At 56.8% G+C, this 13,805-nt stretch carries 11 protein-coding genes and 4 tRNA genes; 7 read left to right on the plus strand and 8 right to left on the minus strand.

Annotated elements, in window-relative coordinates; translation table 11 throughout:
- The first annotated feature begins 9 nt into the window (after positions 1–9).
- The 4 genes from ACGK9W_RS08480 (at position 10) to ACGK9W_RS08495 (ending at position 4,386) form a co-directional block, all read left to right on the plus strand.
- Entirely contained in the window at positions 10–549 is a 540-nt protein-coding gene (locus tag ACGK9W_RS08480) for a TRAP transporter small permease subunit (protein WP_008174585.1), read from the plus strand.
- Positions 549–1,874: a TRAP transporter large permease subunit gene (locus tag ACGK9W_RS08485; protein WP_008174583.1), complete on the plus strand. Its 1,326-nt coding sequence runs from the start codon at positions 549–551 to the stop codon at positions 1,872–1,874. Before ACGK9W_RS08480 ends, ACGK9W_RS08485 begins: the two co-directional genes overlap by 1 nt.
- Positions 1,875–1,898: 24 nt before the next feature.
- Positions 1,899–2,735, plus strand: coding sequence for a sulfite exporter TauE/SafE family protein (locus ACGK9W_RS08490; protein ID WP_008174581.1), 837 nt, complete (start codon positions 1,899–1,901; stop codon positions 2,733–2,735).
- A gap of 64 nt (positions 2,736–2,799) precedes the next feature.
- Positions 2,800–4,386, plus strand: coding sequence for a gamma-glutamyltransferase family protein (locus ACGK9W_RS08495; RefSeq protein WP_008174578.1), 1,587 nt, complete (start codon positions 2,800–2,802; stop codon positions 4,384–4,386).
- Positions 4,387–4,493: 107 nt separating this feature from the next.
- On the opposite strand, the gene ACGK9W_RS08500 is transcribed toward ACGK9W_RS08495, so the two are convergent.
- The 4 genes from ACGK9W_RS08500 to ACGK9W_RS08515 all read right to left on the minus strand — a co-directional run bounded on the left by ACGK9W_RS08500 (position 4,494) and on the right by ACGK9W_RS08515 (position 5,041).
- Positions 4,494–4,578, minus strand: a tRNA-Leu gene (locus ACGK9W_RS08500).
- Between the two features lie 120 nt (positions 4,579–4,698).
- A tRNA-His gene (locus tag ACGK9W_RS08505) sits at positions 4,699–4,774 on the minus strand.
- Positions 4,775–4,854: 80 nt separating this feature from the next.
- Positions 4,855–4,931 (minus strand) — tRNA-Arg (locus ACGK9W_RS08510).
- A 33-nt stretch (positions 4,932–4,964) separates the two neighbouring features.
- Positions 4,965–5,041 (minus strand) — tRNA-Pro (locus ACGK9W_RS08515).
- Between the two features lie 233 nt (positions 5,042–5,274).
- Here ACGK9W_RS08515 and folD point away from each other — a divergent pair.
- The gene (folD, locus tag ACGK9W_RS08520) at positions 5,275–6,132 is read left to right on the plus strand and encodes a bifunctional methylenetetrahydrofolate dehydrogenase/methenyltetrahydrofolate cyclohydrolase FolD (RefSeq protein ID WP_008174575.1); all 858 of its coding nucleotides are present in this window, start codon (positions 5,275–5,277) and stop codon (positions 6,130–6,132) included.
- A gap of 85 nt (positions 6,133–6,217) precedes the next feature.
- On the opposite strand, the gene ACGK9W_RS08525 is transcribed toward folD, so the two are convergent.
- The 3 genes from ACGK9W_RS08525 to ACGK9W_RS08535 all read right to left on the minus strand — a co-directional run bounded on the left by ACGK9W_RS08525 (position 6,218) and on the right by ACGK9W_RS08535 (position 11,613).
- Positions 6,218–8,398: a malate synthase G gene (locus ACGK9W_RS08525; protein ID WP_405420380.1), complete on the minus strand. Its 2,181-nt coding sequence runs from the start codon at positions 8,396–8,398 to the stop codon at positions 6,218–6,220.
- 150 nt (positions 8,399–8,548) lie between these two features.
- A complete protein-coding gene (gene cysS / locus ACGK9W_RS08530) occupies positions 8,549–9,937 on the minus strand; it encodes a cysteine--tRNA ligase (RefSeq protein ID WP_008175013.1) in 1,389 nt (462 codons plus the stop codon).
- Positions 9,934–11,613 (minus strand): glutamine--tRNA ligase/YqeY domain fusion protein, encoded by a 1,680-nt coding sequence (locus tag ACGK9W_RS08535; RefSeq protein WP_104270042.1) that lies wholly within the window; start codon positions 11,611–11,613, stop codon positions 9,934–9,936. The genes cysS and ACGK9W_RS08535 overlap by 4 nt, the downstream gene beginning before the upstream one ends.
- A gap of 138 nt (positions 11,614–11,751) precedes the next feature.
- On the opposite strand from ACGK9W_RS08535, the gene ACGK9W_RS08540 reads away from it, so the two are divergent.
- Together ACGK9W_RS08540 and ACGK9W_RS08545 are read left to right on the plus strand one after the other, a co-directional pair.
- A complete protein-coding gene (locus tag ACGK9W_RS08540; RefSeq protein WP_008175011.1) occupies positions 11,752–12,252 on the plus strand; it encodes a peptidylprolyl isomerase in 501 nt (166 codons plus the stop codon).
- Complete coding sequence (locus tag ACGK9W_RS08545) at positions 12,249–12,974, plus strand: UDP-2,3-diacylglucosamine diphosphatase (protein ID WP_405420385.1); 726 nt, start codon at positions 12,249–12,251, stop codon at positions 12,972–12,974. The genes ACGK9W_RS08540 and ACGK9W_RS08545 overlap by 4 nt, the downstream gene beginning before the upstream one ends.
- A 38-nt stretch (positions 12,975–13,012) precedes the next feature.
- Here the strand turns inward: ACGK9W_RS08545 and ACGK9W_RS08550 are convergent, their stop codons facing one another.
- Positions 13,013–13,783 (minus strand): amino acid ABC transporter ATP-binding protein, encoded by a 771-nt coding sequence (locus ACGK9W_RS08550; RefSeq protein WP_014577526.1) that lies wholly within the window; start codon positions 13,781–13,783, stop codon positions 13,013–13,015.
- Positions 13,784–13,805: the final 22 nt, after the last annotated feature.

A 13,805-nucleotide genomic window follows, 5' to 3' on the forward strand; every position in this document is an offset into this window, starting at 1 on the left:
AGTTCAGCCATGAGAACGGCAATCAAGGGTCTCGAATGGCTGGTGGAACAAATGGGAGGGCTGGCACGGTTTTGCGTGCTGGTCCTCGTTCTGCTGGTAGCGACCAATGTGATCTTGCGGTACCTGTTTTCTATAGGCCCGGTGTCGCTGCAGGAACTGGAATGGCACCTGGTATCCCCCATTGCCCTGCTGGGGCTGGCTTACTCGATGAAACATCGAGCGGACGTCAGGATCGATTTCCTCTACGAACGCTTTTCAGTTCGAGGCCAGGCTGTCGTTGACGTTGTGGCGTCCCTGCTGACCGTAGCTATCGGTGCAATCATTGCCTGGCTTGCTCTCAACTACGTCAGTCACTCCTATCAACTTGGCGAAGGCTCGCCGGATCCCGGCGGTTTAGGCATGCGGTATCTGTTAAAAGCGTTTATTCCCCTCGGTTTCTTTTTACTGGTCATTCAGGGTGTTGCCGACATGCTGCGCGGCCTGGTGCAGTTTTTCGAGCCGGAAGATCCAGTCGAGCTTCCTGAGTCACTCAACACGGAGACTGCGTGATGGTGGGTAACGAATGGCTAGTCATCGGAATGATCGTCGGCTTCCTGGGGCTGATGATTATTGGTATTCCTGTCGCTATTTCGCTAGCAGTCTCTGGATTCGTGGCCGGCTATCTGGGATTCGGTAGCACTCTTTTCAGCCTCATGCCCGCGCGCCTCTATGGCGTGGTAACCAACTACACCCTGCTGGCTATCCCATTGTTTGTATTTATGGGGGTAATGCTGGAGAAGTCCAAGGTTGCTGAAAACATGCTGGAAACCATCGGGAAGGCGATGGGTGGTGTTAACGGCGGCATGGGCCTGGCGATTATCCTGGTTGGAGTACTGATGGGCGCGTCCACCGGCATCGTCGGTGCTACCGTCGTGACGGTCGGACTGTTGACCCTGCCGGTCCTGATGCGCAGAGGCTACTCGCCAAGCGTCTCCTGTGGCACCATCTGCGCTTCAGGAACCCTGGGGCAGATAATTCCGCCGAGCCTCGTGCTGATTCTGCTTTCAGACATCGTCGGCGAATCCGTCGGCGCCCTCTTCGCTGCAGCCTTTATTCCCGGGCTCATCCTGGCGGCGATCTACATCGCATACCTGCTGTTGCTCGGGGTCTTCAAGAAAGACATGGTTCCGGCCATTCCTCAGGAAGAGCGGGCACAGACCAGTGGGCGCCAACTTGCCAAAGACCTGATGGCCCATGTGATGCCACCACTGCTCCTGGTCATCGCCGTGCTTGGATCGATCGTAGGTGGTATTGCTGCGCCGACAGAGGCGGCGTCAATGGGGGCATTGGGGGCCTTGCTGATCGCCATCGCCACCAAACGAATGACTCCAGCACTCCTGAAAGAAACCCTGCATGGAACACTGGTGATCTCCGCAATGGTGTTCTTCATCCTGCTCTGCGCGCAGCCCTTTGCCCTGGCCTTCCGTGGCCTTGGTGGAGAAAACATGGTACATGCGCTGTTTGAAATGCTGCCAGGCGGGGAATTCGGAGCAATCCTGTTCCTGATGGCATTGCTGTTCGTGTTGGGCTTTTTCCTGGAATGGATTGAAATATCCTACATCGCCTTGCCCATGTTCCTGCCCGTGTTCATGAATTATGGCACTGACATGGTCTGGCTGGCGATCATGGTCGCCATGAACCTGCAGATGTCCTTCCTGACACCACCCTTTGGCTGGGCCCTGTTTTTCCTTAAGGGAGTCGCGCCCAAGGGCATCACGACCCGGGATATCTATGTTGGCGCGCTACCCTTTGTGGCATTGCAACTTCTGGCACTCGTAGTACTCTTCCAATTCCCGTCGCTGGTCACCTGGCTCCCGGAAGCCATCGGCTGGTAGCACCATTCAATCAGGATCATACTCATGGATTTTTTTGCTGATTACTCTGCCGGCTGGCTGATCGGCCTGGCTCTTTCTCTCATGGTCACCGGGATCATTGCCGGCCTGATGGCCGGATTGCTCGGCGTCGGTGGCGGCATCGTCATTGTCCCTGTGCTTTATCACCTGTTCACTTTCCTCGGTATCGACGAGGCGGTGCGCATGCATGTTGCGGTAGGAACCTCACTGGCTACGATCATTCCGACATCCATCATATCGTCCCGATCCCACTATAACCGGGGGAGCCTGGATCCGAGCATTCTGAAAAAACTGATTCCCGGCGTGGTCATCGGTGTCGGTATCGGTGCGATTCTCAGTGGCATTTTGAATGGGCAGGTACTGACCGCCATCTTTGCCGTTATGGCGCTTCTGGTGGCGCTCAATATGGCGTTCAAAAAAGAAGGTTTCAGCATCGGCAACGGACTGCCCGGCCCGGCAGGCTCCGGAGCTCTCGGCGTATTTATCGGGGGCATTTCCACTCTAATGGGTATCGGTGGCGGCACCTTGAGCGTGCCGATCCTGAGTGCCTTGCGTGTTCCCATGATCAATGCCGTTGGTACGGGCGCCGCGCTGGGGTTTGTGATCAGCGTACCTGGTGCACTGGCATTTCTCTTCAACGGTATGGGTGTGGAGGCACGGCCACCGCTGACTCTCGGCTATGTGAACCTGATCGGGCTCGCGTTGATCGTACCGGCAACCATGCTGATGGCACCTGTGGGCGCCAGAATTGCCCACGCTATCAATGGCAAGTTACTGAAACAGCTCTTCGCACTATTTCTGTTTATCACGTCACTGCGAATGTTCTACGGCATCATCGGCTAAGGCCGTTACTCTGTCGTTAACCAATCAGCGTGTGACCGCCACTTACACCCGGAGACAATAAAAGATGCTTAAAACCGTCTACTCAACAAACGGAATGTTTGTCGCACCCCACCACCAGGCCGCTCTCGCCGGTCGGGACGTCCTCAAAGAAGGCGGTAACGCCGTGGAAGCGATGGTGGCTGCTGCGGCTTCCATTGCCACGGTCTATCCCCATATGAACTCTATCGGTGGTGATGGTTTCTGGCTCATTCACGAACCGGGGAAACCACCGGTCGCCATCGATGCCTGCGGGCAGGCCGCGAAAGCCGCTACTCTCGACTTTTATCAAGGCCATGATCAGATTCCTTCCCGCGGCCCCCTCGCAGCGTTGACCAGTGCCGGCACCATCGCCGGATGGCAGAAGGCACTGGCAGTTTCAGCGTCCTGGGGCAAGGCGCTACCGGTTTCACGATTGCTGGCCCCGGCCATTGAACAGGCCAAAACAGGGATTGTAGTCACCGAAAGCCAGGCCAGGCTGACTGCAGAAAAAGCCCACCAGATGAAAGACGCACCGGGCTTCTTCGATGCATTCGCCCCGGGCGGCAAGGTGCCAGCGGCTGGCACCCGAATGAAGCAACTTGCACTAGCCTCAACGCTGGAACAGCTCGCCAGAGTTGGCCTCGACGACTTTTACCGCGGCGAGCTTGGCAAGGCTATGGGGGATGAACTCTCAAAGCTTGGGAGCCCGATAACGGCAGAGGATCTGGCCGCCTACCGGGCTTTACAGGTTGAACCGCTGCAAACCAAACTCCGTGGCGCCCGGATTTTTAACCTGCCACCACCTACCCAGGGCCTGGCGTCACTGATGATTCTCGGGGTTTTCGACCAATTGGGCGTCAGTGAGGCGGAAGGATTCGACTATATTCATGGCCTTGTCGAATCCACCAAGCAGGCATTCCGGGTAAGGGATCGCGTTGTAACGGACCCTGATCGGCTGCCGGAAACACCCAGCGACTACCTGACACCTGAGAGACTTGCTGCACTGGCTGCCAACATTGATCATCAAAAGGCACTACCCTGGCCTGATCCTGCCAAACCCGGCGATACCATCTGGATGGGCTGTATTGATTCCGAAGGACGAGCTGTCAGCTTCATCCAGAGCATTTTCTGGGAGTTTGGATCAGGCGTGGTACTCAAGGATACCGGTGTAAACTGGCAAAACCGTGGCATCAGTTTTTCACTGGATCCAACCGCGCTCCAGGCTCTGGAACCCGGCCGCAAGCCCTTTCACACCTTGAACCCTGCGCTGGCGCATTTCGATGATGGCCGCATTATGAGCTACGGAACGATGGGGGGAGAGGGACAGCCACAAACCCAGGCCATGGTATTCAGCCGGTATGGCATGTTCAATCAGCCACTGCAGCAGGCGGTAACAGCGCCTCGCTGGCTACTTGGCCGCACCTGGGGAGACACTACAACAACCCTGAAGTTTGAGAACCGCTTTGACCCCGAACTCATCAAGCGACTGAAAGCAGCCGGGCACGACGTGGAAGAGATTGGAGAGGCGTTCAGCGATACCATGGGCCATGCAGGTGCCCTGGTACTCAAGACCGACGGTATTATCGAAGGTGCCGCCGACCCACGTAGCGATGGTTCCGTGGCTGCCTATTGATCCTCCGATATACAAGCGCCTTCGGGCGCTTGGATTTGCTCGAAAGGCTGCCACAGAATCGGCGACCAAAAAAAAGCCTCTCAGGAATGCCTGAGAGGCTTTATAAATGGTGCGGATGGAGGGAATCGAACCCCCACACCTCTCGGTACCAGAACCTAAATCTGGCGCGTCTACCAGTTCCGCCACATCCGCGAAAAACCAACCAAAACGTCAACGCAGCTACCACCAAAGGCGGCTCGACTGCAGCCATTCACACGTCTGGTTCGAGTGCGAAATCCGCTCCCGAGCTTCGAATGAATGACAGGGAAAAAGTGGGGTGGACGAAGGGGTTCGAACCCTCGACCGCAGGAGTCACAATCCTGAGCTCTACCAACTGAGCTACGTCCACCACATCAGGACATGCCCTCAGGCATAAAACTTAACTTCACTGTGCCAGCGGTACCGGCACGAACCAAACCGGCAATAGATTGGCGCGCCCGGCAGGACTCGAACCTGCGACCATCCGCTTAGAAGGCGGATGCTCTATCCAGCTGAGCTACGGGCGCTGGACCGTTCGCCCACCTGAATATCCAGAAAAATGGTCGGGGTAGAGAGATTCGAACTCCCGACATCCTGCTCCCAAAGCAGGCGCGCTACCAGACTGCGCTATACCCCGTTTGAACTGAACAACAAGTGCTTCAGCAAAGTTGGCGCGCATATTACCGGCGCCGGACGACTCCGTCAACACGCATTTCCAAATTCCCTGAAACAATCGTCGATTCAATGACAGAAGGCCGACTGAAAAGTTCCCTTGAACCCCGCTAACCAAGCGCCTGATTGGAGTTCCGACCGAAGCATGAGACAATGTCGGGCCTCCAATTTACCGATGCCCAACCGACAAGACGAGACATGACCGCCAAACTGATCAATGGAAAAGAAATTGCCGCCGAAGTAAGACAGCAGGTCGCCGCCGGCGTTGAAACCCGCAGGCAGCAAGGACTTCGCGCTCCAGGACTGGCCGTAGTGCTGGTCGGGGACGATCCCGCATCGCATGTATATGTAGGCAACAAGCGGAAAGCCTGCGACCAGGCAGGAATTCTCTCCCTGTCCTATGACCTTCCGGAAGACACCTCTCAGGAAGCCCTGGAGTCCTTGATTGACGAGCTGAACGAAAACCCGGCAGTCGACGGCATCCTGGTCCAGCTTCCGCTTCCCGACCACCTGGATGCAGATCCGATACTGGTCAAGATTCGTCCGGACAAAGACGTCGACGGATTCCACCCTTACAACATCGGCCGTTTAATGCAGCGCAAACCCACTCTGCGCCCATGCACACCTGCAGGCATCATTACCCTGCTAGACAGCATCAAAACTCCCTACAAGGGCCAGCACGCCGTGATCGTGGGTGCCTCGAACATCGTAGGACGCCCCATGAGCATGGAATTGCTCCTGAAAGGAGCCACTACCACCGTATGCCACCGATTCACACCGGATCTGCAGAAGTTTGTAGGCGAGGCTGACATTCTGGTGGCCGCTGTTGGCAAACCTGGACTCATAAAGGGTGATTGGGTAAAACCGGGAGCCACGGTGATTGATGTGGGCATCAACAGGATGGAAGACGGAAAACTGCATGGCGACGTGGACTTCCAGGCCGCTTCTGAACGTGCCGCCTACATCACGCCGGTTCCCGGCGGTGTCGGGCCCATGACGATCGCCACCCTGCTTCAGAACACCCTGTACGCGGCTAACGTGCTGCACAAGGACTGAGGAATGGCACGCTGAATTACGGTGCTGCCCTGCTCCCTCCAGCCACAAAAAACCCCGCCGAAGCGGGGTTTTTTGTGTACAGGACTTACTGTCCGTATTTCGCCTTGGCCTTCAGACGGTAAGCGTGCAGTAGCGGCTCAGTGTAGCCATTAGGCTGCTCGCGGCCCTTGAGAACCAGATCCAGCGCTGCCTGGAAGGCGACACTGTCATCGAAGTTGCCGGCCATCGGGCGGTACGCCGAATCACCGGCGTTCTGCTTGTCGACTACCGCTGCCATACGCTTCATGGTCTCCATGATCTGATCTTCAGAGCAGATACCATGGTGCAGCCAGTTGGCCAGCAGCTGGGAGGCGATACGCAGAGTCGCACGGTCTTCCATCAGGCCGACATCGTTGATGTCCGGCACCTTGGAGCAGCCAACGCCCTGATCGATCCAGCGCACAACGTAACCGAGGATACCCTGGGCGTTGTTGTCCAGCTCCTGCTGGATGTCTTCGGCGCTCAAAGAAGCGGGATCATCCATCACCGGTACTGTCAGGATATCGTCCAGCGCGGCGCGGGTGCGGCTTTCCAGCTGCTTCTGGACATCAGCCACACTTACCTGATGGTAGTGAGTGGCGTGCAGTGTGGCCGCCGTGGGAGATGGAACCCAGGCAGTGTTCGCACCGGCCTTCGGATGCCCGATTTTCGCTTCCAGCATGCCGGCCATCAGGTCAGGCATGGCCCACATGCCCTTACCAATCTGGGCAACGCCACGGAAACCGGTTTCCAGGCCGATGTCCACGTTCCACTGCTCGTAGGCATTGATCCAGGTCGCCTGCTTCATCGCACCCTTGCGGATAAACGGACCCAGCTCCATGGAGGTATGGATCTCATCCCCGGTGCGATCCAGGAAACCGGTGTTAATAAACACAGCCCGCTCTTTCGCGGCGTGGATACAGGCTTTCAGGTTAACTGTGGTGCGACGCTCCTCGTCCATGATGCCGACCTTCAGGCTGAAGCGCGGCAGGCTCAATGCATCCTCGACACGACCGAAAAATTCGTTGGTGAATGCAACCTCTTCCGGCCCGTGCATCTTAGGCTTCACGATATACATGGAGCCTTTGGTGCTGTTCTGGAACTTGCCATTGCCCTTCATGTCGTGAATGGCGATCAGTGAGGTGATCAGACCGTCCATCAGACCTTCCGGCACTTCGTTACCGTCTTTCAGCAGGATGGCCGGGTTGGTCATCAGGTGGCCGACGTTACGGATAAACATCAGGCTGCGGCCTTTCAGGCTCAGCTCGCTGCCATCTGCCGCGGTGTAGGTGCGATCCGCATTCATCTTGCGGGTCAACTGCTCGCCACCTTTCTCGAAGGTTTCCTGCAGATCGCCCTTCATCAGGCCCAGCCAGTTGCGGTACGCAAGTGCCTTGTCGTCGGCGTCTACGGCAGCTACCGAGTCTTCGCAATCCATGATGGTGGTCAGTGCAGACTCCATCAGCACGTCTTTGACGTGGGCACCGTCGTCTTTGCCAATCGGGTGGCTGGCGTCAATCTGGATCTCGAAGTGCATGCCGTTCTTGACCAGCAGCACGCCGGTGGGCGCATCAGCAGCACCGGTGTAGCCAACAAAGCCGGCTTCGTCTTTCAGGCCCGTGGAGTCACCGTTCTGCAGCTTGACGACCAGTTTGCCACCTTCAACTACATACTTGGCAGCATCTTTGTGACTGCCAGAGGCCAGCGGTGCCGAGCTGTCGAGCAGGTTGCGGGCCCACTCGATAACTTTGGCACCGCGAACCGGATTGTAGCCACGGCCTTTTTCAGCGCCGTCTTCCTCGGAAATCGCGTCGGTACCGTACAGCGCATCGTACAGGCTACCCCAACGCGCGTTCGCAGCGTTCAGAGCAAAACGGGCGTTCATGATCGGCACCACCAGCTGAGGGCCGGCCATGGTTGCCACTTCCGGGTCGACATTGGAGGTGGAGATCTTGAACTCGGAAGGCTCGTCAACCAGGTAACCAATGTCTTTCAGGAAAGACTTGTATTCGCCCATGTCGAGCTTCTGGCCCTTGTGATCCCGGTTCCAGCTGTCCATTTTTTCCTGGATAGCATCACGCTTGGCCAGCAATTCACGGTTGCGTGGCGCCAGCTCGTTCACGATCTTGTCAAATTCTGCCCAGAATTTATCGGCATCGATTCCGGTGCCCGGGATCGCTTCGTTGTTCACGAAATCATACAGATTCTTTGCGACCTGAATGCCGCCGACTTGTACGCGTTCTGTCATCGTTGTCTGCCTCAGTGGGTTACGTTTCCCGACTCCCCCTTCATCTTGAGGGGGCATTCTAATTTGAGCGCCGCATTGTAAGGGAAAATCCTTACAAGATCATTCCTGCAGGCGCAAAACTGGTCTGACCAACCGGCAGCTCCCGGAAATTCAGGCTTTACGCCAGGTCGTCCCCTCTCGGGAATCGTCCAGAATAATACCTTTCTCGAGGAGCTCGTCGCGGATCCGGTCGGCCTCGGCAAAATTCTTTGCCTTGCGGGCATCAGCCCTGGCCTGGATCATTGCTTCAATGTCTTCGGCGCTAAGCTCACCACCCGTGTCTGCCTGGAAGAAGGCCTCGGGATCCTGCTGCAGCAGCCCCAGAACACCACCAAGCCTTACCAGAATCGCCGCACTTTGCTTGGCATCGTCTTCACGACCATCGCGACGATGCTGATTGATCTCGTTGGCAACAGCGTGCAGGACGGCAATTGCACCCGCGGTGTTGAAGTCATCGTCCATCGCCTCGGCAAACCGCTCGTCGTGCTCGGATTCCGGCACATCGGCGGCCTTGGCGGGCACGATGCCTCTGAGCGCATGGTACAAACGGGTCAGAGTTCGGCCGGCCTCAGCCAGATTTTCCTCAGAGTAATCCACCTGGCTACGATAGTGGCTGGAAACCAGGAAGTAACGGACCACTTCTGCCGGGTACTTCTCCATGATCTCGCGGATGGTGAAGAAGTTACCCAGGGACTTGGACATCTTTTCTTTGTTCACCCGGATGGCACCCGCGTGCATCCAGGTGTTCACAAAAGTGTGGCCAGTGGCACATTCTGACTGGGCAATCTCGTTCTCATGGTGCGGGAACAACAGATCCGGGCCACCGCCGTGAATATCGAATGTGTCGCCGAGACAGCAGGTGGACATCGCAGAGCACTCGATGTGCCAGCCAGGACGACCATCGCCCCAGGGCGACGGCCAGCTGACCTCCCCTGCCTTTGCCGCTTTCCACAACGCGAAATCTGCAGGGCTTCGCTTGGCTTCCTGAACATCCACCCGCGCGCCCGCCAGAAGATCCTCCAGCTTTTTCTTGCTGAGCTTGCCGTAGTCATCGAAGGAATCGACCGAAAAGTAGACGTCACCATTGTCCGCTGCGTAGGCGTGGCCGCCGGCAATCAGTTTGTGGATCATCGCGATAATTTCGTCGATATACGCGGTAGCTCGGGGCTCTTCATCCGGTGACAGCACGCCGAGACGGGCTTCGTCTTCGTGCATGGCTTTGATCATCCGGTCCGTGAGTTCGTCATAGGGCTCACCGTTTTCATCCGCACGGCGCAGGATCTTGTCGTCAATATCGGTGATATTGCGAACATAGTTCACGTCGTAACCGCGATGACGCAGGTAACGGGTAATCACATCAAAGGCTACCAGCACCCGGGCATGCCCCAGGTGGCAGTAGTCATAGACTGTCATACCGCAGACGTACATCCGGACCTTGCCAGGCTCAATTGGCCGAAACTCTTCCTTCTGTTGGGTCAGAGTATTGTAGATGCGGATCACTTGCCCCCCTTGCCCCAGGAATCCCTGAGCGTAACAGTGCGGTTGAATACCGGCCGACCGGCAGCCTCGGTATGGGCCTGATCACAGAAGAAGTAGCCTTCCCGCTCGAACTGGTATGGAAGATCCATACGGGGCGCGACAAGACTCTTTTCGACGCGCGCGCCTTTGAGAACCACCAGCGATTCCGGATTCAGGTGATCCATCAGATCGCCTTCCTTGTCACTGTCCGGCGACTCGTGGTTAAACAGGCGGTCATACAGATTGATGTCTGCCTCTACACTGTCACTCGCCGAAACCCAGTGAATCACGCCGTTCGGTTTGTAGCCCTCGGGATTGACGCCCAGGGTGTTGGGATCGTACTCACACTTGAGCTCGACAATCTGGCCACTGTCGTCACGAATCACTTCCCGGCAGGTCATCACATAGCCGCCACGGAGGCGTACTGCCTGGTCCGGGGCCAGCCGCTTCCATTTACGCGGCGGCTCCATTTCGAAATCTTCCCGGTCGATATACAGAGTCTGGGTCCAGGGCACTTCCCGCTCGCCCATATCCGGATTTTGCGGGTGCACTGGCAAGGTGAGCGTTTCGCTTTGATCCGCCGGGTAATTGGTCAGCGTGACTTTCAACGGGCGCATCACACACATGGCTCTCGGGGCCCGGGTGTTGAGGTCTTCGCGAATGGCGTGCTCAAGCATGCCCACATCCACAGTGCCGCCGGCCTTGTTCACCCCGATCATGTCGCAGAAGGTGCGGATGGACTCCGGCGTGTAGCCACGCCGGCGCATACCGGAAATGGTTGGCATACGCGGATCGTTCCAGCCATCAACTACATTCTCATCCACCAGACGCTTGAGCTTCCGCTTGGAGGTGATGGTGTAGTTCAGATTCAGCCGCGCAAACTCGATCTGGCGCGGGTGGCAGGGGCCGGAGATGTTATCCAGAACCCAGTCATACAGCGGCCGGTGGTCCTCGAATTCCAGCGTGCACAGGGAGTGGGTAATCCCCTCCAAGGCATCCGAAATGGGATGGGTGAAGTCATACATCGGGTAGATGCACCACTTGTTCCCGGTCTGGTGATGTTCGGCGTAGCGGATGCGATAAAGAATCGGATCCCGCATGTTGATGTTCGGAGAAGACATATCGATCTTGGCCCGCAGCACCAGTTCGCCGTTCTGATACTTGCCGTCCCGCATGTCGCGGAACATCTGCAAGCTCTCCTCCACGGGGCGATCCCGGTAGGGGCTGTTTCTGCCCGGCTCTTTCAGGCTGCCCCGGTACTCGGCCATTTCATCGGCCGTCAGGGCGCACACGTAGGCCTTGTCCCGGGTAATCAGTTCCTCGGCAAATTCATAAAGCGCATCAAAGTAATCCGAGGCATAAAGCACGTCCCCGGCCCACTCGTAACCAAGCCATTCCACATCCTGCTTGATGGCGTCGATGTATTCCTGGTTTTCCTTTTCCGGGTTGGTGTCGTCAAACCGAAGGTTACAGTCGCCGGAAAAGGTCTCGGCGATGCCAAAGTTCAGGCAGATCGATTTGGCGTGACCAATATGCAGGTAGCCATTGGGCTCCGGCGGGAATCGGGTGACCACCTTGCCGGTGTGCTCTCCGCTGGCGATGGCGTCTTCGATCAGGCTCTGGATAAAGTTGTGGGCTTTCTTCGACTCGGCGCTCATACAATCTCTGTTAAAAGGGGAGTGAATCTTAAACCGCGTATTATACTCACAAATCCTTTCCGGACTCATGCATAGCGGGAAAGTCTTGAGTACAATGGGGCCGTTAACGTACCTAACCTTTCTGAACAGGAAAACCTGATGATTCTGCTGAAAACCAACTACGGTGACATCAAGCTGGAACTGGACTACGACAAGGCACCGGAAACCGCCAAAAACTTTGAACAGTACGTTCGCGACGGTTTTTACGATGGCCTGATTTTTCACCGTGTGATCAGCAATTTCATGATTCAGGGCGGCGGCTTCGAGCCGGGCATGACCCCACGTAAAACCCGCGATTCGATTCAGAACGAAGCCGATAACGGACTGAGCAACATGCAGGGAACCATTGCCATGGCACGCACCATGGACCCGCACTCTGCCACAGCCCAGTTCTTTATTAACGTTGAGAATAACGGCTTCCTGGACCACACCGCCAAAAACGCGGAAGGCTGGGGCTACTGCGTGTTCGGCAAAGTGGCCGACGGCATGGACACGGTAAACGCGATTCGAGCAGTGCGCACCACCATGCGTGCAGGCCACCAGGATGTGCCTGCCGATGACGTGGTAATCGAAAAAGCCGAGGTTCTGGAGGACGCGTGACCACGCTGTTTATTTCAGATCTTCACCTCGAGGAATCCCGCCCGGATATTACTGAGGCATTTCTGGGCTTTCTCGACGGGAAAGCCAGTGGTGTTGATCAGCTGTATATTCTCGGTGATTTCTTTGAGGCGTGGATAGGAGATGACGAACGCACGCCGCTCCAGGAGCAGATTGCGACTGCCCTTCGAAAACTGCGGGACAGCGGCACCAGGATTTTCCTGATGCACGGCAACCGGGACTTTCTGATCGGCCAGGACTTCTGCGACCGGGCCGGCGCAACGCTGCTGGACGATCCGACGGTGATTGATCTGTACGGTACCCCTACCCTGCTGATGCATGGCGACAGCCTGTGCACCGCCGATGTGGAATACCAGAAGTTCCGGGCCAACATGCGTAACCCGCAGTGGCAGCAGATGATACTCCAGCGCCCCCTGAAAGACCGCCAGCAAATGGCCCGCCAGCTACGGGAAATCAGCATGGCGAAAAATCAGGGCAAGGAGGAGTTCATCATGGACGTAACGCCCGAGGAAGTGGTCAAGGACTTGGAAACGCACGGTGTCCAGCGAATGATCCATGGCCACACCCATCGCCCCGCGGTTCATGAACTGACGGCCAACGGGTCGCCGGCAAAGCGTATTGCACTGGGAGACTGGGACAAGAACGTTTGGTGGCTTGAGGCAGAGCCAGGCAAGGAGCCCGAGCTATTCAAGGAGCCGTTGTAAAAAAGCCGGGCAAATGCCCGGCTTTTTTAGTCTTGGTTTCAGTGCGCGAGTATCTGCTGGAGGAACTTCTGAGTTCTGGCTTCCTGTGGGTTGGTAAAGAACTCGTGGGGAGGTGCCTGCTCCACAATCTCGCCACCGTCCATGAAAATCACACGGTCCGCCACCGTCTTGGCAAAACCCATCTCATGGGTTACGCAGAGCATGGTCATACCGCTTCCCGCCAATTCAATCATTACGTCCAGCACTTCCTTGATCATCTCCGGATCCAAGGCCGAGGTTGGCTCGTCGAACAGCATGATCTTGGGCTTCATGCACAGGGCCCTGGCAATCGCCACACGCTGTTGCTGGCCGCCCGAAAGCTGCCCCGGGAATTTGTTAGCCTGATCCGGGATCTTGACCCGCTCAAGGTACTCCATCGCAGATGCCTCCGCTTCCTTTCGGGGCGTTTTTCGCACCCAGATCGGCGACAGGCAGCAGTTTTCCAGGACGGTCAGGTGCGGGAAGAGGTTGAAGTGCTGAAACACCATGCCGACTTCCCGCCGAACCGTATCAATGTGGCGGACATCATCGGTCAGCTCGATACCATCAACAATGATTTTGCCCTGCTGATGCTCCTCCAGCCGGTTGATGCAACGGATGAAGGTGGATTTTCCCGAGCCGGATGGCCCACAGATGACAATTCTCTCGCCCTGATCAACGGTCAGGTTGAGATCTTTGAGAACATGGAAGTCCCCGTACCACTTGTGCATGCCCTCAACCCGGATAATCCCCGGTTTTTTTCCCGGCTGGTCCTTCGGCGGGGTCTGCATTTCTGAGGTTTGTGTTTGTTCT

It is taken from the genome of Marinobacter flavimaris, assembly GCF_045057155.1.
GTDB classification, from domain to species: Bacteria; Pseudomonadota; Gammaproteobacteria; order Pseudomonadales; family Oleiphilaceae; genus Marinobacter; species Marinobacter manganoxydans.

Coding starts and splice junctions, on each gene's coding strand:
- ACGK9W_RS08480 (WP_008174585.1), top strand. CDS start 10: ATGAGAACGGCAATCAAGGGTCTCGAATGGCTGGTGGAACAAATGGGA.
- ACGK9W_RS08485 (WP_008174583.1), top strand. CDS start 549: ATGGTGGGTAACGAATGGCTAGTCATCGGAATGATCGTCGGCTTCCTG.
- ACGK9W_RS08490 (WP_008174581.1), top strand. CDS start 1,899: ATGGATTTTTTTGCTGATTACTCTGCCGGCTGGCTGATCGGCCTGGCT.
- ACGK9W_RS08495 (WP_008174578.1), top strand. CDS start 2,800: ATGCTTAAAACCGTCTACTCAACAAACGGAATGTTTGTCGCACCCCAC.
- folD (WP_008174575.1), top strand. CDS start 5,275: ATGACCGCCAAACTGATCAATGGAAAAGAAATTGCCGCCGAAGTAAGA.
- ACGK9W_RS08525 (WP_405420380.1), bottom strand. CDS start 8,398: ATGACAGAACGCGTACAAGTCGGCGGCATTCAGGTCGCAAAGAATCTG.
- ACGK9W_RS08535 (WP_104270042.1), bottom strand. CDS start 11,613: ATGAGCGCCGAGTCGAAGAAAGCCCACAACTTTATCCAGAGCCTGATC.
- ACGK9W_RS08540 (WP_008175011.1), top strand. CDS start 11,752: ATGATTCTGCTGAAAACCAACTACGGTGACATCAAGCTGGAACTGGAC.
- ACGK9W_RS08550 (WP_014577526.1), bottom strand. CDS start 13,783: ATGCAGACCCCGCCGAAGGACCAGCCGGGAAAAAAACCGGGGATTATC.